The organism is Halarsenatibacter silvermanii, from assembly GCF_900103135.1.
GTDB classification, from domain to species: domain Bacteria; phylum Bacillota; class Halanaerobiia; order Halanaerobiales; family Halarsenatibacteraceae; genus Halarsenatibacter; species Halarsenatibacter silvermanii.
Map to the genome: position 1 here is coordinate 66,447 of NZ_FNGO01000009.1, position 25,675 is coordinate 92,121.

At 48.7% G+C, this 25,675-nt stretch carries 20 protein-coding genes; 16 read left to right on the top strand and 4 right to left on the bottom strand.

The features are described from left to right. Positions 1–11 precede the first annotated feature (11 nt). The 13 genes from BLT15_RS06325 to BLT15_RS06385 all read left to right on the top strand — a co-directional run bounded on the left by BLT15_RS06325 (position 12) and on the right by BLT15_RS06385 (position 15,925). Positions 12–533 (top strand): HesA/MoeB/ThiF family protein, encoded by a 522-nt coding sequence (locus tag BLT15_RS06325; RefSeq protein WP_089759831.1) that lies wholly within the window; start codon positions 12–14, stop codon positions 531–533. After that, entirely contained in the window at positions 518–1,219 is a 702-nt protein-coding gene (locus tag BLT15_RS06330; protein ID WP_234985528.1) for an epoxyqueuosine reductase, read from the top strand. The genes BLT15_RS06325 and BLT15_RS06330 overlap by 16 nt, the downstream gene beginning before the upstream one ends. A gap of 855 nt (positions 1,220–2,074) precedes the next feature. After that, positions 2,075–3,049, top strand: coding sequence for a TAXI family TRAP transporter solute-binding subunit (locus BLT15_RS06335; RefSeq protein WP_089759833.1), 975 nt, complete (start codon positions 2,075–2,077; stop codon positions 3,047–3,049). Between the two features lie 153 nt (positions 3,050–3,202). Further along, positions 3,203–5,320, top strand: coding sequence for a TRAP transporter permease (locus tag BLT15_RS06340; protein WP_089759835.1), 2,118 nt, complete (start codon positions 3,203–3,205; stop codon positions 5,318–5,320). 38 nt (positions 5,321–5,358) lie between these two features. Then, positions 5,359–5,838: a DUF1850 domain-containing protein gene (locus BLT15_RS06345; RefSeq protein ID WP_089759837.1), complete on the top strand. Its 480-nt coding sequence runs from the start codon at positions 5,359–5,361 to the stop codon at positions 5,836–5,838. A gap of 423 nt (positions 5,839–6,261) precedes the next feature. Further along, positions 6,262–7,428: a pyridoxal phosphate-dependent aminotransferase gene (locus BLT15_RS06350; RefSeq protein ID WP_089759839.1), complete on the top strand. Its 1,167-nt coding sequence runs from the start codon at positions 6,262–6,264 to the stop codon at positions 7,426–7,428. 78 nt (positions 7,429–7,506) lie between these two features. Beyond that, a complete protein-coding gene (locus tag BLT15_RS06355) occupies positions 7,507–8,448 on the top strand; it encodes an ABC transporter permease (protein ID WP_089759841.1) in 942 nt (313 codons plus the stop codon). 95 nt (positions 8,449–8,543) lie between these two features. Then, positions 8,544–9,386, top strand: a complete 843-nt coding sequence (locus tag BLT15_RS06360) for an ABC transporter permease (RefSeq protein ID WP_159429844.1) — start codon at positions 8,544–8,546, stop codon at positions 9,384–9,386. Continuing rightward, a complete protein-coding gene (locus BLT15_RS06365) occupies positions 9,387–10,397 on the top strand; it encodes an ABC transporter ATP-binding protein (protein WP_089759846.1) in 1,011 nt (336 codons plus the stop codon). Next, positions 10,394–11,368 (top strand): ABC transporter ATP-binding protein, encoded by a 975-nt coding sequence (locus BLT15_RS06370; RefSeq protein ID WP_089759848.1) that lies wholly within the window; start codon positions 10,394–10,396, stop codon positions 11,366–11,368. The genes BLT15_RS06365 and BLT15_RS06370 overlap by 4 nt, the downstream gene beginning before the upstream one ends. Before the next feature lie 220 nt (positions 11,369–11,588). Beyond that, positions 11,589–13,145 (top strand): ABC transporter substrate-binding protein, encoded by a 1,557-nt coding sequence (locus BLT15_RS06375; RefSeq protein WP_089759850.1) that lies wholly within the window; start codon positions 11,589–11,591, stop codon positions 13,143–13,145. A gap of 106 nt (positions 13,146–13,251) precedes the next feature. Then, a complete protein-coding gene (locus BLT15_RS06380; RefSeq protein ID WP_089759852.1) occupies positions 13,252–14,745 on the top strand; it encodes a trimethylamine methyltransferase family protein in 1,494 nt (497 codons plus the stop codon). Further along, positions 14,726–15,925 carry a trans-sulfuration enzyme family protein gene (locus tag BLT15_RS06385; RefSeq protein ID WP_089759854.1) on the top strand — a complete coding sequence of 400 codons (1,200 nt, stop codon included), beginning with the start codon at positions 14,726–14,728 and terminating at the stop codon, positions 15,923–15,925. Before BLT15_RS06380 ends, BLT15_RS06385 begins: the two co-directional genes overlap by 20 nt. A 132-nt stretch (positions 15,926–16,057) precedes the next feature. On the opposite strand, the gene BLT15_RS06390 is transcribed toward BLT15_RS06385, so the two are convergent. Further along, positions 16,058–18,145 carry a thioredoxin domain-containing protein gene (locus BLT15_RS06390; protein WP_089759856.1) on the bottom strand — a complete coding sequence of 696 codons (2,088 nt, stop codon included), beginning with the start codon at positions 18,143–18,145 and terminating at the stop codon, positions 16,058–16,060. Positions 18,146–18,181: 36 nt separating this feature from the next. Beyond that, entirely contained in the window at positions 18,182–19,492 is a 1,311-nt protein-coding gene (locus BLT15_RS06395) for a 4Fe-4S dicluster domain-containing protein (protein ID WP_089759858.1), read from the bottom strand. Positions 19,493–19,754: 262 nt separating this feature from the next. On the opposite strand from BLT15_RS06395, the gene BLT15_RS06400 reads away from it, so the two are divergent. From BLT15_RS06400 to BLT15_RS06410, 3 genes are all read left to right on the top strand, one after another. Then, entirely contained in the window at positions 19,755–20,405 is a 651-nt protein-coding gene (locus BLT15_RS06400; RefSeq protein WP_089759860.1) for a DUF47 domain-containing protein, read from the top strand. Between the two features lie 15 nt (positions 20,406–20,420). Beyond that, the gene (locus tag BLT15_RS06405; protein ID WP_089759862.1) at positions 20,421–21,404 is read left to right on the top strand and encodes a YeiH family protein; all 984 of its coding nucleotides are present in this window, start codon (positions 20,421–20,423) and stop codon (positions 21,402–21,404) included. A gap of 175 nt (positions 21,405–21,579) precedes the next feature. Then, positions 21,580–22,695, top strand: coding sequence for an iron-containing alcohol dehydrogenase (locus tag BLT15_RS06410; RefSeq protein ID WP_200769711.1), 1,116 nt, complete (start codon positions 21,580–21,582; stop codon positions 22,693–22,695). 220 nt (positions 22,696–22,915) lie between these two features. On the opposite strand, the gene grdD is transcribed toward BLT15_RS06410, so the two are convergent. After that, positions 22,916–24,061: a glycine/sarcosine/betaine reductase complex component C subunit alpha gene (grdD, locus tag BLT15_RS06415; protein WP_234985529.1), complete on the bottom strand. Its 1,146-nt coding sequence runs from the start codon at positions 24,059–24,061 to the stop codon at positions 22,916–22,918. 35 nt (positions 24,062–24,096) lie between these two features. Then, entirely contained in the window at positions 24,097–25,659 is a 1,563-nt protein-coding gene (gene grdC, locus BLT15_RS06420) for a glycine/sarcosine/betaine reductase complex component C subunit beta (protein WP_089759868.1), read from the bottom strand. Positions 25,660–25,675 lie beyond the last annotated feature (16 nt).

Genomic DNA, 25,675 nt, shown 5'->3' on the forward strand with positions numbered 1-25,675 from the left:
AGCTGATAACCATGGTGAGCAGCCGCTATCTTTCGCAGGAGCTATTTACAGGCTTCGGTCAGGAAGGTCAGCAGCAGCTGATCGACAGCAGGGTGTTATTGGTGGGTTGTGGAGCTTTGGGCAGCATGACGGCCGAGATGATGGCCCGGGCCGGCGTGGGCTTTCTGCGTCTGGTCGACTATGATCAGGTGGAGCTGGCCAATCTGCATCGGCAGATTTTGTTTGCAGAAGAAGATGCCAGCATGAGCAGATTAAAAGTTTACTGCGCCCGAGAAAGGCTTGAGAAGATAAATTCCGAAATCGAATACGAAATCTACGATCGCAAATTCCGTAAGGATAATGGAGAAAAACTGGCTGAAGATATCGATATAATCATGGATTGCACCGATAATCCGGAAGCACGGCGCGCCATCGATACCACCGCCCGCAGACTGGAAATCCCCTGGGTTTATGGAGGGGTGGCAGCGGCGGTAGGCATGGTCAAATTCACGCATAAAATGAATGGGGAGGAGTTAACTTGCAGCACAAAATAGAAAAGCTGATTGCTGATTATGTAAAAGATTATTCCCGCCGCGAATCGATAGAGACGGAATGGCGAGAGCCAGTAGTGGAGTTCGCTGCGGCAGATGATGAGCTATTTGCCCGGCTTTCCGAAGCTGTCAGTCCCAGTCATGCCCGGCCGGAGGATTTTCTGGAGGAAGCCGGGACCGTCATCGCCTACTTTCTTCCCTTCGCTGATTGGATTATGGAGTCCAATATCGCCGGCCGGGAATGTTCCCGGGAATGGGCGGCTGCCTATCTGGAGACCAATCAGCTGATCGCGGACTTAAATGAGCATCTTAAAAAAGAGCTGGAGAAAAGAGGACAGAGGGCGGCTGCTGTTCCCGCCACCCATAATTTTGACAAGAAGAAGCTGATCAGCGACTGGTCGCACCGTCATGTCGCCTATATTGCCGGCCTGGGTACTTTCGGGCTCAACAACATGCTCATTACCGAGCGGGGCTGCGGCGGCAGGGTGGGAACGCTGGTCGTCGACCTGGAGATGTCCCCCTCTCCCCGACCGGAGGTTGAATACTGCCTGCACAAAGAGAGGGGGCGTGCCAGAAATGCCTCGACCGCTGCGTCGAAGACGCTCTCAAGCTGGATTCTTTCGACCGGAGCAGCTGTTATAAGATGCTGCAGGAAAACGACAGACTGCATGCGGAGTTCGAGCAGATGACGGATGCCTGCGGCAAATGCTGTGTGGATCTGCCCTGTTCGAGGGTGAATCCGGGCACTGCTGATAACCAGAGAATTTTTGTCGAGGATTAAAGTCTCGAGCAGAATAACCTGATTCTTTTTTCGCTTTATATTGTTGAACATATAAAGAGAAATGTCAAGAATTGCGCGCATAGTCACGCGTAACCTGTTAGAATTACTTTACACTACTCCACTCCCAGGCAAACATTAGATTATATTGGAGCTGCTCAGGAAGAGATTGATAAATCTACGCAGGGGATGTACTTATAGCCTGTCTAAAAGATTTTTAGCTTCCTGCTAATTTTCGTGGTGAAAAAAGTGATTAAAATATATCTGCTTTGTTTAAGATGTTTGCTTTCGCAAAAAGAAACATGGTCTTCACCTGACTTCCTCCTGTAATTTATCGATCCGGCCGAGCACCCTGTACATGTCAGCTGCCGCCGCGTTAAGCTTAAGACTTTACAGATCGACTAAAATTGGTTATAATAAAATTGTACAATATGGAAACAGTACAGTCTTTGCGATTTTTTTCAGCCTTTGCTGACCACCTTCCATCTGCCCGTTCTATACGTTCTCACAATACATAGTTTCAGCAGATGGTCAGAGGTGGAAACCAGAGGTTTTATTTATTGACCATGAATTATGGTCAGGGTATTGCAATGACAGAAAATTAAAATATGGAGGAGGTATTAAAAAAAGAAAATCAAATTTTACAGTATGATTTTGCGGTAGAAATCAGCACAGCAAAAATTCTGGCTGCTTTTAGTCCTGAGAGAGAATAGCGAACAGTGAGCAAATATTTACAAAAACTCTATATAGGGGGTCAAATTAAATTATGATGAAGAGAGCAGCAGTAATAACCGCCCTGATTGTAGGTTTTGCCCTGGTATTTGCCGGTCCAGCAGCAGCTCATGATGTCGATTTTATGTCGATAGCTACGGGAGGAACCGGAGGAGTCTATTATCCTGTAGGTGGAGGCATGGCCGAGCTGATCAACGAACATACGGATATCGATGCTACTTCCGAGGTAACCGGTGCCTCAGTTGAAAATGTCCGTTTTATTCAGGACTTAGAGACTGAATGGGGACTGGCCCAGAACGATATTACCTATTATGCCAAGTATGGAGAAGAGATGTTTGAAGAGGATTCCATGGAGGATTTGAGAGGTATAGCCATGATGTATCCGGAGACCATCCAGATACTCACTCTGGAAGGATCAGGCGTCGAGAGCGTATCCGACTTTGAAGGCAAAGATGTGGCGGTGGGTGCTCCCGGCAGCGGCACCGAAGCCAACGCCCGTCAGATAATCGAGGCTCACGATTTGACCTATGATGACATGACTGTTGACTATCTTTCCTTCGTCGAAGCAGTCGACGCTCTGCGTGACGGTCATGTAGATGCCGCTTTCGTCACCGCCGGTACTCCCACGGGTTCGGTAGTGGACCTGGCAGCCACACATGATCCCAAAATAGTAGAAGTTGAAGATGAGGCCATGGAAGTCTTGATGGAGGAGTATCCTTACTACATCGACATCACAGTTCCCGGCGGCACCTATGAAGGCATCGAAGAAGATGCTGATACCGTCGCCGTTCTGGCCATGATCATCACCAATTCTGAACTTCCTGAAGAGTTCATCTATGAAACCACAGCCGCCGTCTTCGATAATTACGAGTATCTGGGCGAAATTCACGAGCGCGGCGCTGAGGTCACGCTGGAAACAGCTTTAGACGGTATGCCTATCGAACTGCATGAAGGTGCCCGCAGTTATTATGAAGATCAGGGTATAGATGTCGACGAATACGTAAACTAAACCAACAGCTGCGGCTTACAATATTAACAGGTCAAAGATAGGGAGCCGGGGCTTTCCGGCTCCTTCTTTTCTATGTATTCAGAGCAGTATTTTTGATGTTTTTATGAGCCTTTTGCTCCTTCACAAAGTTAAATCAGGTTAAGGAGGCAACTCATGGAAAGCGATAATCACGAAGGAACAGATAAAGAGAATCTGGAAGGCATTGAAATCGAGAGGGAAGAAGGAGTAGAAAAAGAAGTCGAGGAGAAAATAGGCAAAAAGAGAATATTGAGAGGAAAATGGGCCGTCATCGCGATGATAGTAGGGATTTTGGCCTCGATTTTTCATTTTTATACAGCCGGTTTCGGCATTCTGCTCACCTTCGAACAGAGGTCGGTGCATCTGGCCTTTTTGATGTTTTTAGCCTTTATAATGTTTCCTCTGACCTCAGGACAAAAGGATAAAGGTAAAGTGCCGTGGTACGATATAGTACTCGCCCTGCTGGCTGTGGCCAGCATGCTCTATATTTATTTCAATCACGAAGCGATAGTGAGAAGGGCCGGCCGACCGACAACAGAGGATCTGGTTATGGGCACTATAGCCATAATAATGGTGCTGGAGGCCACCAGGCGCACAATAAATATAGCTCTTCCCCTGATAGCTGTATTATTTCTTGGCTACGCCTTTTTGGGACCGCATATGCCGGGGCCGCTGGCTCATAGAGGCTATTCTTTGACCAGAGTTGTCGGCCATCAGTTTTTGACCACCGAGGGGATATTCGGAATACCGATCGGAGTCTCGGCTACCTTCGTATACCTTTTTGTGCTCTTTGGAACTGTGCTGGAACAGAGCGGTATCGGCAATTATCTCATCAAGGCTGTTTTTGCGGCTTTAGGACATCAGCGCGGAGGTCCGGCTAAAGCGGCTGTCGTTACAAGCGGCCTTATGGGCATGATATCGGGCAGTTCCATCGCCAATACGGTGACCACCGGCTCTTTCACCATACCTCTCATGAAGAAGATGGGCTTTTCCAGCGAGGTAGCCGGCGGTGTGGAATCGGCCGCCTCGACCAACGGCCAGTTTCTGCCGCCCATCATGGGAGCAGCTGCTTTTATCATGATAGAATTTACCGGCTATTCCTACGTGTATATTATTTCTGCTGCTTTTCTGCCGGCTATCCTGGCCTATGTGGCCATCTTCGGCATGGTCCATATAGAATCGATCAAGCAGGGGATTTCCGGACTTTCCCGCGAGGAAAAAGACCCGCTGATCCCAACGCTTTTGAGAGGGATATATTTTCTCATTCCCATAGCGGTGCTTATTTATCTGCTGGTTATTGTCAGATCAACCCCCTTCCGGGCTGCCTATGAGAGCATCTGGGTGGCGATCTTCGTAAGTCTGCTGGTTAAAATATTCCTCTATTACTGGTGCCGCCGCAAAAATTGGACGCCGGGCAGTGTCAAAGAAGAAGATCTGCCCATAGACCCGACCCGGGAGAGCAAAGGTGGATTATTTTCGATAGGAGAAGTCAATAAAGCCTTCTGGAAAGAGCTGGGAGAAGCCTTCGCCGACGGCGCTCACAAAATGGTCACCGTGGCTATGGCCTGTGCCTGTGCCGGCATAATTATCGGCGTGGTTTCCATGACCGGTCTGGGGCTCAGGATGAGCAGTCTGCTGGTGCGAATAGGGCGCGGAAGCTTATTTTTGACGCTGCTTTTGACTGTTTTTGCTTCCGTTTTGCTCGGCATGGGTATCCCCACCACTGCTAAATACGTCATGCTGGCTACCTTAGTAGCCCCGGCGCTGGTAGAACTGGGAGTTCCGCTTATCGCAGCTCATCTTTTTATCCTTTATTTTGGCGTTAAAGCCGATGTCACTCCACCGGTGGCCTTAGCCGCCTATGCTGCGGCAGGAGTATCGGGGGGAGATCCCTTTATGTCGGGAGTTCAGGGCTTTAAGTTTTCGCTGGCCGCGCTGCTTTTGCCCTTCATATTCGTCTACAATCCCGTTCTTTTGATGATCGATGCCACCATCCCCCAGGTTGTCTGGGCGGCAATTACAGCTTTGATAGGGATGTTCGCCTGGTCGGCCGGCATTGAAAATTTTCTCTTCACCAGAACTTCCTGGCTGGAGAGGATCGCTCTCTTCGGTTTTGGTCTGATAGTCGTCATAACGGGCCTGACAAATGATATCATCGGACTTGTCGGCCTGGCAGCCGTCTATGTCTGGCAGAGACGCAAAGCCGGGCTGCCCCTGCTGCCCAAACTTTTCAGATCGGATGAGGAAAGTTAAGCTGTGTTTTCCGGGCAAATTTTTACGGAGGAGCTGACATGAAGAAAACTGCCGCCGCCGGTGCGCTCCTCGCGGTTTTGATAATAATCGTTCTTATCCTATCCCGGTTATCCTTTTTGACGGTGTGCGCCGGGGAGGAAATCATCTATCTCACCCCCGTCCTGGATGAGAATAAAGAGGTGGTGTATCAGTATACCCATTCAGTTGAGAGAGGGCCCGTCAGAGAATATTTTGAGCTCACCCGCGGAGGCTTTATCCTCTACAAAACTACCTTCACCTCCCAGGGGGCGGGCCTGCCCCTGGACAGGGGAGATTTTGAACGAGAGAACGGCCTTTTTGTCCGCTCGGGTCTGCAGGAGGAAGTCGAAGTTTTGCAGTTTCGTCTGAGCGATCAATATCGGGAACAGTTTATAGAGATAGACGATGAAAGTTTGCAGATGTCTGAATGGGGAGAACCCGGACAGAAGATCAAAATGGGAATGTTTGATGTCAGAGAGCTTCTCACATTTTTCTTTTAGTTCTATTTCTCTTCACATTTGCCAGGAGATCTTTATATCTTTCTCCCGGATTACACCTGCCGAAATATGAATTTTACTCATCCCTCATATTTTCTTTCATCTCCAGCCGGATAAATTTTTTCGTTCCTTTCAATTCCCCGCAGATCAAAATAATCATTTATTATAAAATAATCATGATAAGCATTTTGGTTTGAAGAAGGAAAATATAAAAATATATGCAAAAATAATGTTAGGAGATTATCCAAAATTTTTGTTCGGAATAATCAACGTGAAAAACTACATAATCTCAAAAAGGGCGAGAAACTGAGAGAGCCTGTTAAAGTATAGAGGGGGATCTATGCTTTAACAGGGTTTTTTATTGTTATTTCAGATGTTTATAAATTTAAAAACATAAATAAAATATACAGAGGTGGGAATAACTTTATGAGTTCAATCATAAGTTCTCGCAGCCGAAGGATAGAGAGATCCGAAATATTCGAAATGCTGGCCCGGGCTCAGGATTATGATGATGTGATCAATTTTGGGGTGGGACAGCCGCATTTTAACACTCCGGAAGAGATAACAGATTATGCCTTTGATCAGGCCAAAAAGGGCTATACTCATTACACGGTTAACGCCGGGGATATAAAGGTCCGCAGAGCTATAGCGCAAAAACTTCAGAGTGAGAATGATATCGAGGCAGATCCCGTCTCAGAAATCATCATAACTGTAGGAGCCATCGAAGCTCTTTTTCTGGCACTCATGGTACTGGTAGAATCAGGGGATGAAGTTCTGCTTCAGGACCCTAGTTGGGTGAATTATGAAGCCCAGGTCAAGCTTATGGGGGCCGATCCGGTTCGCGTACCGGTAAAAGAGGAGAATAACTTTGCTCTTCGGGCCGAGGATATAGAGAGGAGAATAAGCGAAAACAGCCGAGTTTTGATGATAAACAGCCCCAACAATCCGACAGGAGGTGCTATCGAAAAGAGCGAACTTTTGAAAATAGCTGAGCTGGCCCATGAAAATGATTTGATGCTTTTGACGGACGAGACCTACGAGAAGTTTTGTTATGATATAGAGCATTTTAGCCCCGGCTCACTCCGGAAATATCGCGATAATATAATCAGCATTTTCAGTTTTTCCAAGGTTTATGCCATGACTGGCTGGCGGGTAGGGTTTGCCGCCGGACCGGCCGAAATAATCAAAGAGATGATAAAGGTTCACGACAGTGTGGGGCTTTGCACTCCCAGCGTTTCTCAGGCGGCTGCCTATAAGGCTTTGCAGGTTGATGATGAGGTCGTGGAAGAGATGGCCTCAACCTACAGAAAAAACAGGGAGCTTCTGGTCGAAGGAATAAATTCGATAGATGGATTTTCCTGTATATATCCGCGGGGAACTTTTTACGCCTTTGTTAATGTCAAAGATGTTTCCCAAAACTCTTTAGAGCTGGCCCGCGATATGCTTGATAGGGAGCAGGTTGTAACGGTGGCGGGCAGCTCATTTGGAGAAGCCGGCGAAGGCTTCCTTCGTTTTTCTTATGCCAATTCCCGGGAGAACATCGAAGAGGGACTGGAAAGAATCAAAAATTATTCCCGGAATTATCTCGATTAAATTATAACTTTGCTGATTTAGTCTGGCCAGAAGAAAAAACAGAAAAAACAGCTTACAGTGTTCAGGAGGAAAATAATCATGGTGAAATATGCTCTCAAAAGATTGTTGTGGTTGGTTCCCACTCTGCTGGGTGTGCTGTTTTTTTTATTCAGTATGACCTATATGCTGCCGGGGGATCCAGCCGACATTATTCTGGGCCCCAGAGCTACCCCGGAGATGGTAGCTCAGATGAATCAGAGACTGGGACTGGACCAGCCCTGGCCTATCAGTCTGGTGAGATATGTGGGGAATATTCTGCAGGGAGATCTGGGTACTTCTATCTTTAGAGACGTTCCAGTGGAACATCTGATAATGAGAGTCCTGCCCTATACAATCATGCTTACCCTGAGTGCCATGTTTTTAGCCGTAATTCTGGGTATAGGGCTGGGAATTATCTCATCGGCCTATGAGAATACCTGGCTCGATAAAATTATAACTTTCATGGTTTTGATATGGGCCTCTGTTCCCAACTTTATCTGGGCTGTATTGTTTGTATTGATCTTCTCTTTGAGATTGGGATGGCTGCCGGTTACCGGGGGAGGAGAACCCGGAAATCTGCTGGATCAGATCTATCATTTGATCGGACCTGCAATAGCTCTGTCTCTGACCTGGGCTGGCTATATAGCCCGTATTGTCAGGAGCTCTATGCTTGAAACTCTGCAGGAAGACTTTATTACCACGGAGAAATCTTTTGGCCTGCCTATGTCTCTAATTTTTTATAAATATGCTTTGAAAAGAGCCATCAAGCCGGCAATAGCAGTAATAGCACTGGGGCTTGGTCGGCTGCTGGGCGGGGCTGTATTTATCGAGGTGATATTTTCTCGTCCCGGTCTGGGCCAGCTGCTTGTCGATGCCATCGAGATGCGCAATTTGCCGGTGATACGAGGAGGCGTACTGGTCGCTGCTCTGCTCTTTGTTCTGGCCAATATGTTGGCAGATATTTCTTATGCCTATTTCGATCCCCGGATTAGATATGAATGAAATATACAATCAACTGTTTGAGGTGAATATTTATGCAGATATCTGCAAGAGGGCTTTCTCGCCTTCGCAGGAAGATAGCGAGATATTTGAGCATAATGAAATCAGATTACCGCACCTACTTCGGCGGTGCCCTGATTTTCATATTTTTGTTCACAGGTATACTTGCTCCTCTGCTTGCCCCTCACAATCCCTATGAACAGGATGTAACAAGAAGACTTCAATCACCCTCGCGACAGCATCTGGCAGGAACAGACGAGCTCGGCCGCGATATCTTCAGCCGGATTATTTATGCCTTTCGTATTTCTATTATGGTCTCTTTTGGAGGGGTTTTAATTTCAGTTACGATGGGAATCATGCTGGGCACGGCCGCAGCTTATTTTGGCGGTTTTATAGACAATGCCCTGCTTCTTTTATTTGACATTATCAGAGCTTTTCCGCCCATAATTCTCATCCTTTCTCTGGTCGCGGTGGTTGGGCCTTCGATTCGCAATATAATAATTATACTGGGAATCACTATTATGCCGCGTTACGGCCGGGTGGTAAGGGCCGAAACCCTTTCTGTCAAAGAAGAAGATTATGTAACCGCGGCGCGAACCATCGGAGCTAACTCCCCCCGCATACTCTTCAAAGAAATACTGCCCAATGTCTTTCCTTCGGTGCTGGTGCTGTCTGGTATGGATATGGCCTCAATGATAATGTGGGAAGCGGGATTATCATTTCTGGGTTTTGGGGTGCAGCCTCCTGCAACCAGCTGGGGACTGATGCTGAGACAGGGATATGACTTCATCCAGATTTTGCCTCACATGATATTGTTTCCTGCTTTCTGTATATCTCTGACCATGCTAGGATTTTCTACCTTCAGCGAATCAATCAGGAGAGCTTTAAATCCCAAAACGAGCTCTCCGGTAGAAGCCGAAACAGATGAGGGGATGTCATAAATGTCTGAAGACAGCACGATACTGCATATAGATGGATTGTCCGTGGAATACCATACCCGTCACGGCAGCGCCCGGGCCCTCAATAATATTACTTTTTCTCTGGCGGAACAGGAAATTTTCGGGCTGGTGGGGGAGAGCGGCAGCGGCAAATCTACCACCGCCAAAACTATTCTCCAGATACTGCCTGAGGCCGCTGAAATAGAGGGCGGCCGCATATTGTTCAAGGAGGAGGATCTGCTCACTCTGGACGAAAAAGAGATCAATCGTGATTATCGCGGCAACGAAATTTCCATGGTTATCCAGAACCCTCAAAACGCCCTCAATCCTGTTTTTACAGTAAAGGAACAGCTGCTGGATGTGATGAAACATAATAAAGGATATCAGGCTATGAATAAAAAGCAGATGACTGAGAGGGCTGTGGAGATGCTGGCCGAGATGGGAATAGCCGAAGCTGAATCGCGGATCGGAGAATATCCTCATCAGTTCAGCGGCGGTATGAAACAGAGAGTGATGCTGGCCATGGCTTTTATCTGTAATCCTTCCCTGCTGCTGGCCGACGAACCCACAACGGCTCTGGATGTAACCATAGAAGCTCAGATTTTGCAGCTTCTTAGGAATAGTGTCGATAAGTTTAATACTTCTGTGCTGTATATAACTCATGATCTAAGCGTCATCAAAGAAGTGACTGATCGAACTGCGGTCATGTACGCCGGTAATATAGTGGAAATCGCTCCCACTGAAGAGATTTTTTCCGAGCCCGGACATCCCTATACCCGGGGGCTTATCAGGTGTATCCCCGGAAGCAGCGAGCGCGATAAAATACTGCCCACCATTCCCGGCAGGGTGGCTTCGCTCACAGATCTTCCTCCCGGATGTAATTTTTACGACAGATGCGAACACGGGCAGAAAGTGTGTCAGAAAAAGCAACCGCAGCTGGAACAGGCCGATGATGGCCATTATGTCGCCTGCTTTCGATATGAATATTTGTCCTCCGAGGTGAAGCAGCAATGAATTTAGTGGAGATAAAAGATCTGCATGTTCATTTCACCAAAGAAGCAGGAGTTCTGGACAGAATACTGGGCAAAAGTTCTCAAAAAATCTATGCCGTTGATGGGGTGACTTTAAAGATACCTGCCAAAACTACATTCGGTCTTGTGGGAGAGAGCGGTTGCGGCAAAAGTACGGTTGCTAATTCTCTGCTGCAGCTGGTGGATCCTGAAGCAGGGGAGATAATCTTTGAGGGAGAGAATATAATTGAAGCTGACCGACAGAAAACAAAACAGCTGCGTCGGCGAATGCAGTTGATCTTTCAGGACCCAATTTCTTCGCTGAATCCCCGCAAGACGGCAGAAGAAATTCTGGAAGCACCTTTTAGAATTCATCCCGATCTAAAAAAATCGGTGGAGAGCCTGGATGAAGAGATCGATCGACTTTTTGAAATGGTAGATCTTTCGCGCCAGGCCAGGCATAAATTCCCCCATGAATTCAGCACAGGTCAGGCCCGGCGTATTGGAATTGCCCGGGCTTTAAGCCTGCGGCCTGATCTGCTGGTTTGCGATGAGCCCACAGCCGGCCTGGATGTTTCGATAAAAGCAGCGGTGATAAACCTTATGATCCGCCTGCAGGAAGAACTTGATTTGACCTACCTGTGGATTTCCCACGATCTGCACGTTGTCAAGCATATTAGTGATAGGCTGGGGGTTATGTATCTGGGTAAAATGATGGAGAAAGGCGATTCCGATGTCATATTCAGAGAACCACTGCATCCCTATACCAGTGCTCTTTTCCGGTCATCCCCCGGGGTCGAGAGCGACGAGAAAGAAAATTTTGTGCTGGAAGGGGAGGTGCCCAGCCCTATAAATCCTCCTCCGGGCTGCAGCTTTCATCCCCGCTGTCAACATGCCATGGATGTCTGCCGGCAGCAGGAACCTGACCTTCAAAAAATAGATGAACGGCTGGTTGCCTGTCACCTCTATGATTAGCCGCAAAATATTTTAGCTCCAGGATGAGCTACTTTAAGTTGATTTTTTGCCTGCTATTTTATTTTAAGATTTTAATATGAGAATTTCAATAATGTAAAAGACATGGGACAGGAGGTGATCAAAACGTTTTAAAGAGGAGATCAGAGATACTAGCCGGGATCAATTTACAGAGCAGTTGTTGAGAAATTTTGCCGGGAAATATATCAACTGGAGGTTTTTAATGATGAAAAATTTACGCTATGTTATTATTGCAATTTTGGTGCTGCTTCTGGCAGCCGGCGCTTTCGGCAGCGATGAAGCTGCAGCCATGGATAATTCCACCCTGCGTATAGCCACACTGGATCATACTCAGACACTCGATCCTCCCTATCTCAATACGCTCTGGAATGACGGCAACATCATGTTTGATATATTTGATGGGCTGGTCCAGTATAAACCGGGAACTTTCGAGATCGAGCCCGGACTGGCCACCGACTGGGAAATATCTGATGATAATCGTGAGATAACTTTCTATCTGCGTGAAGGAGTTCAATTTCACGGAGATTACGGTGAATTTACCGCTGAAGATGTAAAATTCAGCTTCGAAAGGATTGCTGAAGATGATACAGTTCCCGACCACGAACAGTTTCTATATTTAGAGGAAGTAGAGGTTGTCGACGATTACACGGCTGTACTGCATCTGGAAGAACCCATGGCTCAGCTTTTTACTACCAGCCTGCCCTACAATGCCGGGCTTATAGTCTCCTCAAAAGCAGTTGAGGAGATGGGCAGAGAAAACTTCGCTCAAAATCCGATAGGCACCGGCCCTTATAAATTTGAAAGCTGGGAAGAAGATATCGTTCTGAGCCGGAATGAGAATTACTGGGATCAGGAGGCTTTTGTCGAGGGATCGCCTGAAAGAGTCGTATACACTCCCATGAGCGACGCTTTCGCCCGGGGTTCTGCCGTTCAGACAGCCGAGATCGATATAGCAGAAACCAGTCTGGATATGAAAGATTCGCTGGAAGCAGAGACCGGTGTTGATGTCAAAATAACTGAAGGAAGAGGATACTGGTGGATAAACTTCACCGCCGATAAAGAGCCGATGGATGATATAAATCTCAGAAAAGCGCTGCGTTATATCATAAGCCCTGATGATATTATCGCCGGAGCCTTCGCCGGTCTGGCCGAGAGAGTCGACACCATGCTGGCTTCTGAATACGTCGGTTACTGGGAGGATGCGCCCGCTTATGACGTCGAAGATGTGGGGGAAAATCACATCTGGCAGCTTCTGGAAGAGGCCGGGTATCCGGAAGGAGAGGGTCTTGAGCTTTCAATGAGGACAGGAACCTCTGATGAGAGGCGGCTTACTGCCGAGATCGTTCAGGATCAGCTGGCAGACTGGAACATCGAAGCTTCTATAGAAACCATGGAGATGGGAGCGTTGATTGATTCCGCTCAGGAAGGAACTCATCACCTGGGTGTCGATGTATTCACTACCACTCCCGATCCTGTTTATAATACACAGTGGTTTCAAAGCGGTCATCACTGGAACTTTTTCCAGTGGGGAAGCGAAGAATATGACGAACTGTGGCAGGAACTTTCCCGCACCATTGCTGAAGAGAAACAGCAGGAAATAGCCGTCGAGATGCAAAAAATTCTCGACGAAGAGGTTTTGGCCACCTGGCTTACCTATGGAGCAAAAGTATGGGGATTGAGCGAAAATGTTGAAGAAATGACAATTCAGCCGGATAACATCATCATCATACCGCACCGAACCAGCATGACAGAATTTTAATCCGGACCATAACTTTCTAAACTATAAATTCCCGGGCGCCAGGCGGTGTCCGGGAATAATATTGAAGAAACTCATCTATACAAAATATTGAAGGGAGTTCAAGTTTATGATCAGGCCTGAAGATAAATTTGCTATAAATCCTTTGAACTATCTTTCCCGTGAGGATATGCAGACCATTCACTCTGCTGCGATGCAAGTTCTGGAAGAAGAAGGGGTTGAAGTCTATCACGAAAAAGCTGTAAAGATGCTTTCTGAAGCCGGGGCTTTCATTGAAAAAAATGACAGCGAGGAAGGGGCCAGAGTCTATATACCCACCCATCTGGCGGAATGGGCCCTGGATCAACCGCCTACCCGTGTTACCCTTTACGATCGCGAGGGAGAAGCTTCTCTTTATTTGGAAAGAAGAAATGCCTATTATGGAACCGGCTCGGACTGCCCCTATTTGCTGGACGGCTTCACCGGAGAGAGACGGGCCTTTGAATATGAAGATGTTGAAGATGCGGTCAGATTGGTCGACAGCCTGGACAATATTGATTTTGCAATGTCCATGGGGCTCATTTCTGATGTCGATAAACAGCTTTCCTATCAGCATGAGTTCGCTCTGATGCTGAGGCATACTACCAAACCTCATGTGATTACCGCTGGGGATAGAGCTTCTCTCAAAGATCAGGCGGAGATGGCGGCGGCTGTTCGGGGAGGCATGGAGGAGCTGAAAAGAAAGCCTATTTTTGCTCTTTATGATGAGCCGACCTCCCCTCTGATGCATTCCTTTGAAGCTGTAGATAAGCTGCTTTACATGGCCGAAAATAGCCTGCCCACCAATTATTCACCTGGGATGATGGCTGGGTCGACCGGCCCGATCACGATGGCGGGGGCAATGACTCAGGCGAATGCCGAAATTATCTCCGGTCTGGTAATTCATCAGCTGAAAAATCCCGGAGCACCTTTCATTTATGGAGCTGGGACCTCGCCGGTGGATATGAACAGCATGCAGCCTACCTATTCTGCTCCGGAAGCGGTGGTCAGTCAGGCGGGCCTGACCGAAATCGGTCGTGAGCTCTACGAGCTTCCCACCTGGGGTTTTGCAGGCTGCAGCTCTTCAAAACTGGCTGACAGTCAGGCTGTATATGAAGCTTCTAATTACATGATGATGGCTGGAGTTACGGGAACAAACTTAATTCACGATGTGGGTTATCTGGAATCCGGCATGACTTTCTCCTTTGATCTGCTGGTGATGTGTGATGAAATTATAGGTCAGATTAGAAGGATGATGGATGGAATCAGGATCGATGAAGAATATCTGGCCCTCGATGCTATAGGTCGGGTCGGGCCCGGAGGACATTATCTGGGGGATGAACACACATTTAACCACTTTAAAGAAAACTGGCAGCCTGAACTCACTGATAGAGATACCTTTGAAAACTGGCAGGAAAGAGGAAGCACTTCCATGCTGGACAGAACCAGGGGAAAAATCGAGGATATTCTGGAAAACCACGAGACCGAAAAACTCTCAGCAGAGGCGGATAAAAAGATAGATGCCATAATTGCAGAGGCAGCAAAAAGAGAGAAGGTGAGTTCTGATGAAAGAGCCAGAAAATAATGGGGAAGATGGTGATTTTGCTACCAGAGGAATTCACAGCGGGGAAAACACCTGCTCACGAACAGGCGCTTTAAAGGCTCCTGTATATTATGCCTCCAGTTTTGAATTTGAAGGGGTGGAAGATGGAGCCCAAAAATGCGAGGATTTCCATGCTGGTTATTGTTATACCAGGCAGAGCAATCCCAGCCAGACTGTATTTGAAGGCAAAATAGCGGAGCTGGAAGAGGCAGAGGCTGCACTGGCTTTTGCTACCGGGACCGGGGCTGTAAGCGGTCTGCTTTTGCATCATCTAACCCCGGGAGATCATGTCATCGCTGACAAAACAACCTATAGCTCGACGCATTATGTGCTGGAGAATTTGCTCGGAAAATTTGGAGTGAATACTTCTTTTATCGATACTGGTGATCTTGAGAAGGTGGAAGAGGCTATCAGAGAAGAAACAGAGCTTATTTATATAGAATCGCCCGCCAACCCCACCATAAAAATTATCGATATAGAGGGGATAGCAGATCTGGGAAGAAAGCACAGCATATTGACTGCTATAGACAGCACTTTTGCCACGCCCTATCTGCAGAGCCCTCTTAATCTGGGCATGGATGTCGTCATTCACAGCGCTACCAAGTATATAGGAGGGCATTCTGATGCCATGGGTGGTGTTCTGGCGGGAAGTCAAAAAATGATGGACAACATCCGCCATGACACCCTGAAAAACATCGGGGCGGTAATATCTCCCAGAAATGCCTATATATTTTCGCGCGGTCTGGAAACTCTTGAGGTCAGAATGAAAAAACACTGCCGGAGTGCCCGAAAAATAGCCGGATTTTTTAAAGAGCATGAAAAGATAAAAAATGTTAACTATCCCGGCCTGGAATCACATCCGGGGCATGAAAATGCCAGAAAACAGATGACGGATTACGGCGGCATGATAAGTTTTGAAGTAAAAGGTGGGCTGGAAGCCGGCAAAAAAGTTATGGAAAATGTCGAGCTCTGCACACTGGCCGTCGACCTGGGTCATGTAAAAACTTTGATAGAGCACCCCGCTTCGATGACCCACTGGTATGTGGATAGAGAACAGAGATTGGAATCGGGTATCACAGATGGCCTGGTGAGAATTTCGATCGGCCTGGAAGATGCTGAAAATATCCGGGAGGATCTGGAGCAGGCTTTAGCTTCTCTGTGACTTCAAAAACAAATATTATTTATGAGGAGAACTTCCCCTGAATAAGCGCAGCCAGCGCGCCAGCTGCTGCTATATTCAGGGGGGCTTCTAATGCCGAAAGACATTAGCCCCCACCTATATTCACCGGTCGGTTCAGCTTTTCAACCTTTGTATCAGCTCCTCCTCATCTGCGATCGGAGGCCGGCAGGTCCTGCCCTCACAGATATATGCAGTCCATTCTGTTTTTTCTTTCAGCTGACGCGAGGCGGCCTGCTCATTCACCTCTGCCAGCTTTTCCCGGGTGTGATCATTTATCAGCATAGGCGAGGTGAAGGGCAGATATTTGCGGTTTAGCCCCTCGAGCAGCCCTGACATTTTGTCTCCCTCTTTTTCTGTGACCAGATAAAGAAGGCGGCGGTCTGCAGTCAGACCGGCGGCAGCGGTGAGCAGCGCCGTAAAGCTCTGCGGATGTTTTTTCAGCTGACCGTAAACCGCTTCCAGGATTTTGACCGCCTTATCTGTCAGCTCAAAATCTCCTATCAGGCCGGAGAGTTCGATCCAGTTTTCGGCGGCTATAGAATTGGCCGAGGGAAGAGCCCCATCCTGAAAGTTTTTCCTGGTCAGCGGCAGATCATCGCTGTCGGAACGAGTTTGATTCAGGCCACCCTGTTCTTCATCCCAGAATTCCGTCAGAAGCTCGTCGTTCAGTGCGCGGGCCAGCTTGAGATGTTCCGGATTTTGATCTGCCCGATAAAGCTCGATAATCCCTCTGATCAAAAAAGCGTAATCCCGGGCATATCCCTGATAACGACTCTCGCCCCGGCAGTACCGGGCGTAAAGTTTAACTTCGTTTTCGTTCTCTTGCAGATACTCTTTGATAAATCCGAGATTTCTGCGGGCGATTTCCAGATATTTTTCCTCCTGAAGCACCCTGCCAGCCCGGGCGAAGGCGGCCAGAGCCAGACCGTTCCAGCCGGTGAGCACCTTTTCATCCCGGAAGGGCCGCTGACGCTTTTCCCTTTCCTGGAAAAGCCGGGTTAACTCCTCATTCCATTCCTGCCAGATCTTATCCCGGCCCCTGATATTTTCCGGACCCCTGCCCAGCAGATTGGGTATATTCTTGCCCTCAAAATTTCCCGATTTTGTTATAGCGAACTCACTGCAAAATTTCTCACCTTTTTCTTTGCCCAGAATATCGATGATTTCCTCTTTCTCCCATATATAATATTTGCCCTCTTCACCTTCGACATCGGCATCCTCGGCCGTGTAAAAACCGCCTTTTTCTCCCAGCAGATCGCGTTCGAGATAGGTGAGTATCTCGCGGGCGGTGCGGGCGTAACTCCCGGTTCCGGTCAGCTGATAGGCTTCCAGATAGGCCGAAGCGAGCAGGGCGTTATCATATAACATCTTTTCAAAGTGCGGTATAAGCCAGCGCCGATCGGTGGCATAGCGGGAAAAACCGAAGCCGATCTGGTCATATATACCTCCGGCTGCCATCGTGTCCAAAGTTTTTAAAGCCATTTTTTTCAAACTTTCATCGCCGGTGATGTGGTGATAGCGGAGCAAAAACAGCAGAGTATGGGGCTGGGGAAATTTGGGAGCGGAGCCGAAGCCGCCGAATTTTTCATCGAAACTCTCTCGCAGCCCGGAAACGGCGCCGTCGCAAAGCTTTTTCAGCTCTGTCCGTTCAGGGCTATCTTCGCCTCCTTTAAATTCTTCTCCCACAGATATCCGGGCCGGCTGAGTTTTTTTGTGCTTATCCGAGAGTGAATTGATGATTTTTTTGCCCCTTTCGATCAGGGAGTCCGGATTCTGCTGCCACTGCCGGCCGATCTCCTCCAGAATCTGGATGAGCTGAGATTTGGGCAGATAGGTCCGGGCGAAAAAAGGTTTTTTATCCGGGGTCATCACCACCGTCAGCGGCCAGCCGCCCCGGCCGGTGATGGCCTGGCAGACCTCCATATAAAGGCTGTCGACGTCGGGCTGCTCTTCCCGATCGACCTTGATGGGGATGAAGTTTTCGTTTAAAACCTCTCCCACCTCCTGATCCGAAAAGGATTCTTCCTCCATCACATGACACCAGTGACAGGTGGAATAACCGCTGGAAAGAAAGACGGGTCTTTTCTGCTGGCGGGCCAGCTGGAAGGCTTTTTCATCCCAGGGCTGCCAGGCGACAGGATTTTCAGCGTGCTGTCGTAGATAGGGGCTTTTTTCTTCATTCAGCCTGTTCTCGATTGTCATAATATCACCCTTTCAAAATCGAAATTGCTTATCAATTCAGGACAGCCTGCTGATCAGCTTTTCCAGATATCGAGATTTCAGCTGATCGCTGGCCAGAGCCTGAGCGGCAGGCGGCATCTTCAGAATGGCCGAGAGCACCGCGGCCATGGCGCGGTGGCTGGCAAAGGCCTGATTTTCGAAGATCAGATTGGGAAGCTGTCCTTTTTCGATGGCCATCATCACGGTGCGGTGTATTGAGTTGACAGGAGTTATAATTTCCCGCTCCCGCCGCTTTAGCTGCAGGCTGTCGTTCGGGCAGGCCCGCAGGCAGACGCCGCAGCCCAGGCAGATATCCCGATCGATCTCGATCCGCTTTTCGTCCCGGCGGCTTTCTCGGTCCGGGCTTTTGCCGGATTCTTCCTCTGTCTCCGGCGTTTTCATCGTTATAATATCTATATGGCAGGCCTCGATGCATTTGCCGCAGCCGGTGCAGCTTTCCCCGTCGACCTCCGGCAGATATGGGGAGGTTTCCACCGGATTGAGCGAGCCGAACTTGCGAACAGCCACAAGAGCTTCACAGCAGCAGCCGCAGCAGTTGCAGATGAAGGAAGGTTCCTCGCGCACGTTTTCTCCGAACTGTACCAGTCCCTCCTCGCGGGCTCGATTCAACAGCTCCAGCCCTTTTTCGGTGTCGACCCGTCGGGCGTGATCATGACGGATCAAAGAGTCGGCCGCGGTATTGAAGGTAAGACATATCTCCAGAGGATTATCACAGGCCTGATCGAGATGATGCATCTTATGCCGGCAGTAGCAGGTGCTTACCCCGATATGCTTGGCCGTCTCGATAATATGGCTGGCCCGTTCGTAATCCAGGGTGTGGATAAGGTTATCGCGGGAGAGCACCTCCTCCTGCACAAAGACCCGACCCGGGCGGGTCTCGGCGCTGAGAAAAAGCTCTTTGATGAAATCCTCCTCCACGTTTATATATTGATGGAGCAGTTCTGACAGCAGCTCCTGATCTAAATCTTCCCTCGTCCGCATCAGCGAAAATTCGAAGAAGCCAGCCATCGGCGGGGGCAGAATATATCTCTTATTGTCCTCATCATCCCGGGCATCGAGCAGTATCGCCCGGCTGGCCAGCTCATCGAGAATTTTCTCCGTCTCGGTTTCATCCCGGCCGAGAATGCGGCTGGCCTTAGCGACGGTGAAAGGCCGGATGGGAAGCTGGGCTACAATTTCTGCTTCCTCTTCGCTGAAAAGCATCTCCAGAATTTTATAGAGAGTCTCCGAGGGGGGAGCCCCCTGGGGGAATTGATTCAACCGCTCGATCAGATTTTTATAGGCGGAGCGGGCCGTTTTGTGCGCCATTTATTATCACCATCCATTATTTTGAAGTGAGTTTTTTTCGGCCGACTTATTTTAATGGTACTTAAGCTGACAGCACAAATCAAGCGCTGATAGTTATTAATTGCAAAATAGGAGCACTCAATGAAAAAATCTCTCGATTAAAGGCCTAAAAGGATGACATAAACCCCATCCTCATGTATAATGTTCTAGTGATGCGGCGTTTTAAACACATAATACATGATATTAAAAAGCAGGCAGACTGAAAAGAGGAGGAAAGGAAAACATGGGAAGATTGTGGGGGGATTTTGACAGGATCGAATCGGACTTTGAAAAATTGACGGAGGAAGTCAATGACTGTATGAGCTGTTCTTTTCAGGCCATGCTGGCCTATATCGAAGAAGGGGAGACCGACAGGGTGCGGGAGCTGAATAAAAACGTTCACACAAGCGAGAGTCAGGCTGATTCCATCCGCCGTGAAATATTGAATAATATCATAGAGGGGTCATTGATGCCCAGCACCCGGGTCGATATGTTAAATCTTTTGGAGGCCATAGACGATATAGCCGATCACACAGAGGATATGCTCGATGAGATAATCTTTCTCCATCTCGACTTCTGCTGTCTGGACGAGAAGAAGCTGGAGGAGATGACAGACCTCATAGAAGAGCAATACAGCAAAATGGCAAAGGGGATAGAAGTTCTCTTTGAGGACATGAACCAGTCGCTGGTGTATGCAGGCGAGCTCGAAGAGCTGGAGTCAAAAGTCGATGGCATAGAGGAGGAAATCACCCGCTCTGTGGGGCGGCTGGATCATATCTCTCCCGGAAAAAAACTGGCTCACCGCAGCCTGATAAAAAACGTATCGGACACTGCTGATCTAATCGAGGATGTCGGCGATAACATGGAGACCATAGTTTCGGTCAGAAAAGGGTGAATTACGGTTAAAAAAATGAAAAAATATATTCCTGGTCTGCTCCTTTTGCTCGTCATATCGATAATCGCTATCTTCATAGCCGGATTTCTGCCCGAATATGTCGGCAGTGTTTTTATAGCGATTTTAATAGGTATATTGATAAATAACACCGTCAATCTCAATAAAGCAATTTTTGGCCCGGGCATCAGTCTGGGGCTTAAAAAAATATTGAAGATAGCGATTGTGCTGCTGGGGGGCACGATCAGCCTGCAAAAACTGGCCACAGTTGGGGTCAGAGGTCTTTTCGTTATTCTGGTGATTATAGGGCTGGCTTTTATACTCACATTTATTCTGGGCAGGATATTGAATATCTCCCTGAAAAAAAAGATATTAATAGCAGCCGGACTTTCGATCTGTGGAAATACAGCAATAGTCACCACCGCCCCGCTGATCGAGGCTGAGGATAGAGATATTTTCACGGCCGTGAGTATAGTTACCCTGTTCGGTGTCCTGGCAGTCTTTGTATATCCATTTATGGGGATGGCCGCCGGCATATCCGATACTGTTTTCGGCGCCTGGGCCGGAACAGCGATAAATGACACTTCCCAGGTAGTCGCCGCCGGATTTATATTCAGTGAAGAAGCCGGCAGAATTGCCGCCATGATAAAACTGGCCCGCAATGTTCTCATGGCGCCGGTTATTCTAATTGTGGGTTATTTTTACGGCAAAAGACAGAAAGAGAAAAAGGGAAAGATAAATATACTCGAGATCTTTCCCGCCTTTATACTGGGATTTTTGTTTTTAATTATCCTGAACAGTCTGGGAATTATCACGGAAAATATGGAGCCCGTGTTTGATCAAACCTCTCAATTTTTGATCCTGCTCGCTTTAGCTGGAATAGGTCTTGAGGTTAAATTTAAGGATTTAAAAAAGGTCGGGGTTAAGCCCTTCATAGTCGGCTTCAGCGTGGCAATTTCCATGGCGGCGGTCAGTATATTGATCAGCGGTACGATATTTTGAAATTTGGAATCAGACTGCAGATTTTCTGCTGAAAAATGCATATCCTGTTAAAATTAATTATTTTGTTGGATTTGCTTTTTGCACGCTGAGAAAATACTATGAAAACCAGCCATATCGGGACCGGATTCTACATATCGAGGAGGGAAGATAATGCTGGATAATTTTTTCATTCAAAGTGCCCGGGGAAGTTAAATTCGCGAGCATTGAAATATTGCCCCGAATTATAGAGGAGAAGGATCTAAAAAAACCACTGCTGGTTTCGGATGAAGGCTTAAAAGAAGTGGGGCTGGTAAAAAGGGCAGAGGATATTTTAAACGATGAGGATATTGAGTTTAGAACATTTTTAGATGTGCAGCCGAACCCTTCGATCGAAAACGTCGAGGATGGATACAGCCGGTTTGAGGAATATGACTGTGATTCAGTTATCTGTCTGGGAGGAGGAAGTCCGATAGATGCTGCCAAATCAATTGCGATTCTCGCCGCCAATGATGGTGATATAATCGATTATGAAGGCGTGCACGCGGTTGAGAACTCACCGGTTCCGATAATAGCGGCTCCCACAACAGCAGGGACCGGCAGCGAGGTCACCCCGGTTTCTGTTATAACCGATGAGGAGAATAATTTTAAATTCACAATATACAGCCATAAAATAATCCCGGAAGTTTCGCTGCTCGATCCGGATTTAATCACCAGCCTGCCGGCCGATATAGCTGCCTCTACCGGCATGGATGCGCTGACTCATGCCGTCGAGGCCTATCTATCAAAAGTTACAAATCCATTTGCCGACGCTTTAGCGGAAAAAGCGATGGAACTGATAGGAAAAAATGTGAGGAAGTTTGTCGCGGACAGGAAAGATAATGAAGCAGCCTCCAGTATGCTGCTGGGGAGCATGTTCGCAGGTCTGGCCTTTTCCTGGGGCAGGCTGGGTAATGTCCATGCCATGGCTGAACCCCTGGGAGTATATTTTGATATTCCTCACGGAACAGCAAACGCTGTGCTGCTGCCGGTCGTGCTGGATTATAACGCCCTGGCAGATAAGGGAAAATACAGGAGAATATATAATTATATCAGCAGAAAAGAGGCGGAGGGATTTTCACCCGGGCTTTTAGCAGAAAAAGTATATGAGCTAAATGAGAAACTGGGAAATCCCGGCTCTTTATCGGAGCTGGATGTTGACCCTGATTGTATTCCCGAGATGGCAGAAGATGCCATGAAAAGCGGGAACGTGAAGATCAATCCCCGGCAGACAGACTTTGATGATATATGTCGGTTATATCAAAAGGCACTTTGAAAAATTCCTCCCGGGAAGCATCGCAGACAAATAGCTGGAGATTGTGACGGGTCTGTACCTCCTGAGCCGGGGACACTATTTTTTGGCCCTGGACTTAACCTGAATTTCGAAAAATTTCGAGTATCACTTTGCTTTATATCTTCCAGCCATTATTGTCATGATAGTGATCTTTTACGATATCCATCTCCGGCGGCAGACCTGCATAAAAAAAGGGCAGGCTTTAAATATATCCCTTTTTTTCAAGATGGCTGCGAGCTGCCTTTTGGTCCTCCCTGGCTACCATGACCACCGGGCCCGAACAGCCCATGCCGGTCTCGGCATAGATATCCTCCTGCCAGAGAGACTGGCGGGCCTTTTCTATATCGAGAACATCGAGGCCGGCGATCTCGGCATCCGTGTTCTTTTCGGGCGGCGCGGAGATATCTTCATCGCCGGCGGTTTTTTCATCCCTGTCTTCAGCTAAAATATCTTCCAGGCCGGCCGTGCGAGCTTCCTGCAGCACTTTTTCATATTTCTCAAGCAAATTTCCCCGTTTTGCTTCTGCTATATATTTTATGGCGCCGGAGATAACCGCAGCTCCGGAAGCGCGGGAGATGATACCGATTATCCCGTCCTGACCTTCGCCTATGCCCGGACCGTAGCCAAAGCCGACTACTTCGCGGTTTCCTCCGCCCTCCCGCGCGGAGAAAAGCTTCATCAATAGATTGCCGGTCAGAGTATCGCAGACCATGACATCGCAGCTGCCCAGCAGCAGATCGTTGCCCCGCATAACGCGGCCGCCGTCGCCGCGCGCCGATTCTGCAAATTTTATCCCCAGGCCGTTTTCCTGCAACTCGAGCAGTTTCTGCTCGGTCTTCCGGGCTCCTTCCACATTCAAAATACCCAGTTCAGGCTCATCTATGCCTAAAGCCCCGGCGGAGGCCAGCCCTGCCAGAGCATTTTTAACCATGGCTTCAACCCGGTCGGAGGCGCTGGAACCGGTGGTGGTGGCGATGAGCATCTCCTGACCGCTGCAGGGAGCGATCACCCGGCCCACTGTGGCCGTGCCCAGGGGGAAACTGTAATGGAGGGTGACAGCACAGTCTATCTCGCCGGTTTCTAAAAGCTTCTCCATCCTGGTGTGGGCGCTTTCTAAATCCTGACAGCTGTGGTGTTCTATCCCTGCCGGTTTCTCCCGCCCTATTAAAACCGGCTCTATATAATCAACTTTCTGATCGGCCAGTCGGGCCCCTTTGAGCAGTTCTTTTTCCCCGTGTTCGCTGCCGGGGGTTGTCAGCCCGACCCGTATTTTCTCTTTGCAGTCGCCCTTTTCCAGTCCATCAGCTATTTCCAGCAGTGCCTCTGCCACTTTTTCCTTATTTTCCATCATTACCACCTCTTCCCTGAGAAAAATTCATTTTATCACTCGCTCTCCTGGCGGAGCCGCTCGCCTATATCTCTCATAGATTGAGCTATTATATTTTTGATCTCCTCTTTATCGATCTCACCTCCGGCTTCAGGTCCTCCATCATCGTCGATCTCGCCGGAGTTTCTCTCCAGCAGAAAGGAAATCCCGTCGAATTGATTGGTTATTCGGCCCAAAAAGAGGCTGCCCTTGCCGATGATCAGCGCTCTTTCCAGCTCTCCTTTCTCCATCATCTCTGCCGCCGGACCGATAAAGGGAACCCCGGAGGGAATATGACCCTGAGTGGGAGCAAATCCCGGCATTCCGTGTTCATCGACGAAATTCATCATCTCCTGCTTTTCGAGATCGCCGCGCTTTACGCCCAGAGCGGCTATCATTTTGTAGTTCGACTCGGGCACGTTGCCGGCGCCGGCAGGCTCGGTTACCTCAGGGTTTTGCATCTCGACAGAATATTTATCGACGTCGGTAAGGGAGAGGTCGGCCCGATCGAGAGCATCGGTGACCAGCGCGCTGATGACAGCCTGAGGAGAGGAACCTCTGCCGACTGTGTGCCTGCCGGTTATATCGGTACGCAGCACCGGGCTTTCACCGTCATCGCTGCTTACGGAAAAGGCAAAACCGCCCAGAGTATCTTCCAGTACGGGCATATCTTCCTCCAGGTGTGCTTCTCCGTTCATGCCCAGCTTGGCCACAGCTCCTCCTGCCACCACGGCCACCCTATCATAGATATCGGCTTCTACCAGAGCGGCTGCCTGCATCAGAGCATGAGCAGGAGCAGCACAGAAACCGCGCACATCGCTGCCGCTGGCGTTCATGCAGCCGGCTTTTTCGGCTATCGCCTTGGCGAAGTTGCCGCCGCCGCGCTGATTCATGTCTCCGCAGGCTTCCTCCGAACATTCGATGACATAATCTATCCCGTCCAAATCCAGGCCGCCGGCAGCCAGGTGTTTCATGGCCAGAACTCCGCTGGCCTTGGCGGCGATGTTTTCCAGCATGACATGGGCGGAAAGATTTTTATCCTCGCCGTGAGCCTCTTTCACACAGCCGATCAGCTCCCCCTGCCAGCGAAGCGGTTCAGCCCTGCCATCCTCGATAAGCTCTTCGATCTCTGCCAGTCCGGAGCTCTCAGGCTCGAAATCCATATTCTTGAGGACGGGATGGTCCTCGATTTTAGACTCGATTTTGCGGCAGAAATTCTCGGCCAGCAAAACCAGATCAAAAACATCGACCGCCTGCATGAGAGCGTAAAATTCGTCTTCGGGCATTATCTCTCCCCGGGAGCTGAATCGGCCGCCCTGCTCACCGGTAAGCAGATTATCCTGCTCGTACCAGGGAGTCTCGATCTCCTCCAGCTCCTCCGGCAGAATGCCGCCGATATAGGCCTGGTTGGGTGCGTAACGTCTGCACTCCTCAAAATCGCGCAGATAGTTATCGAGCTTATCGAGATAATCCTGTCTGCCGTTCTTGCGGGCTTCAGTCTGAGTTGTTCCGCCTGCCTTAAGAATATTCGGCGTATGGGCCAGCACATAGCTGCTGCCGTCTATCACAGCTTTGCTCATTTACAATCACCTCCCC

What these genes read in the sequence shown, in the direction of transcription:
- BLT15_RS06325 (WP_089759831.1), top strand. Translation starts at nt 12, where the DNA reads ATGGTGAGCAGCCGCTATCTTTCGCAGGAGCTATTTACAGGCTTCGGT.
- BLT15_RS06370 (WP_089759848.1), top strand. Translation starts at nt 10,394, where the DNA reads ATGAATTTAGTGGAGATAAAAGATCTGCATGTTCATTTCACCAAAGAA.
- BLT15_RS06360 (WP_159429844.1), top strand. Translation starts at nt 8,544, where the DNA reads ATGAAATCAGATTACCGCACCTACTTCGGCGGTGCCCTGATTTTCATA.
- BLT15_RS06340 (WP_089759835.1), top strand. Translation starts at nt 3,203, where the DNA reads ATGGAAAGCGATAATCACGAAGGAACAGATAAAGAGAATCTGGAAGGC.
- BLT15_RS06390 (WP_089759856.1), bottom strand. Translation starts at nt 18,145, where the DNA reads ATGACAATCGAGAACAGGCTGAATGAAGAAAAAAGCCCCTATCTACGA.
- BLT15_RS06375 (WP_089759850.1), top strand. Translation starts at nt 11,589, where the DNA reads ATGATGAAAAATTTACGCTATGTTATTATTGCAATTTTGGTGCTGCTT.
- BLT15_RS06365 (WP_089759846.1), top strand. Translation starts at nt 9,387, where the DNA reads ATGTCTGAAGACAGCACGATACTGCATATAGATGGATTGTCCGTGGAA.
- grdD (WP_234985529.1), bottom strand. Translation starts at nt 24,061, where the DNA reads ATGGAAAATAAGGAAAAAGTGGCAGAGGCACTGCTGGAAATAGCTGAT.
- BLT15_RS06345 (WP_089759837.1), top strand. Translation starts at nt 5,359, where the DNA reads ATGAAGAAAACTGCCGCCGCCGGTGCGCTCCTCGCGGTTTTGATAATA.
- BLT15_RS06355 (WP_089759841.1), top strand. Translation starts at nt 7,507, where the DNA reads ATGGTGAAATATGCTCTCAAAAGATTGTTGTGGTTGGTTCCCACTCTG.
- BLT15_RS06335 (WP_089759833.1), top strand. Translation starts at nt 2,075, where the DNA reads ATGATGAAGAGAGCAGCAGTAATAACCGCCCTGATTGTAGGTTTTGCC.
- BLT15_RS06385 (WP_089759854.1), top strand. Translation starts at nt 14,726, where the DNA reads ATGAAAGAGCCAGAAAATAATGGGGAAGATGGTGATTTTGCTACCAGA.
- BLT15_RS06395 (WP_089759858.1), bottom strand. Translation starts at nt 19,492, where the DNA reads ATGGCGCACAAAACGGCCCGCTCCGCCTATAAAAATCTGATCGAGCGG.
- BLT15_RS06400 (WP_089759860.1), top strand. Translation starts at nt 19,755, where the DNA reads ATGGGAAGATTGTGGGGGGATTTTGACAGGATCGAATCGGACTTTGAA.
- BLT15_RS06405 (WP_089759862.1), top strand. Translation starts at nt 20,421, where the DNA reads ATGAAAAAATATATTCCTGGTCTGCTCCTTTTGCTCGTCATATCGATA.
- BLT15_RS06350 (WP_089759839.1), top strand. Translation starts at nt 6,262, where the DNA reads ATGAGTTCAATCATAAGTTCTCGCAGCCGAAGGATAGAGAGATCCGAA.
- BLT15_RS06380 (WP_089759852.1), top strand. Translation starts at nt 13,252, where the DNA reads ATGATCAGGCCTGAAGATAAATTTGCTATAAATCCTTTGAACTATCTT.
- grdC (WP_089759868.1), bottom strand. Translation starts at nt 25,659, where the DNA reads ATGAGCAAAGCTGTGATAGACGGCAGCAGCTATGTGCTGGCCCATACG.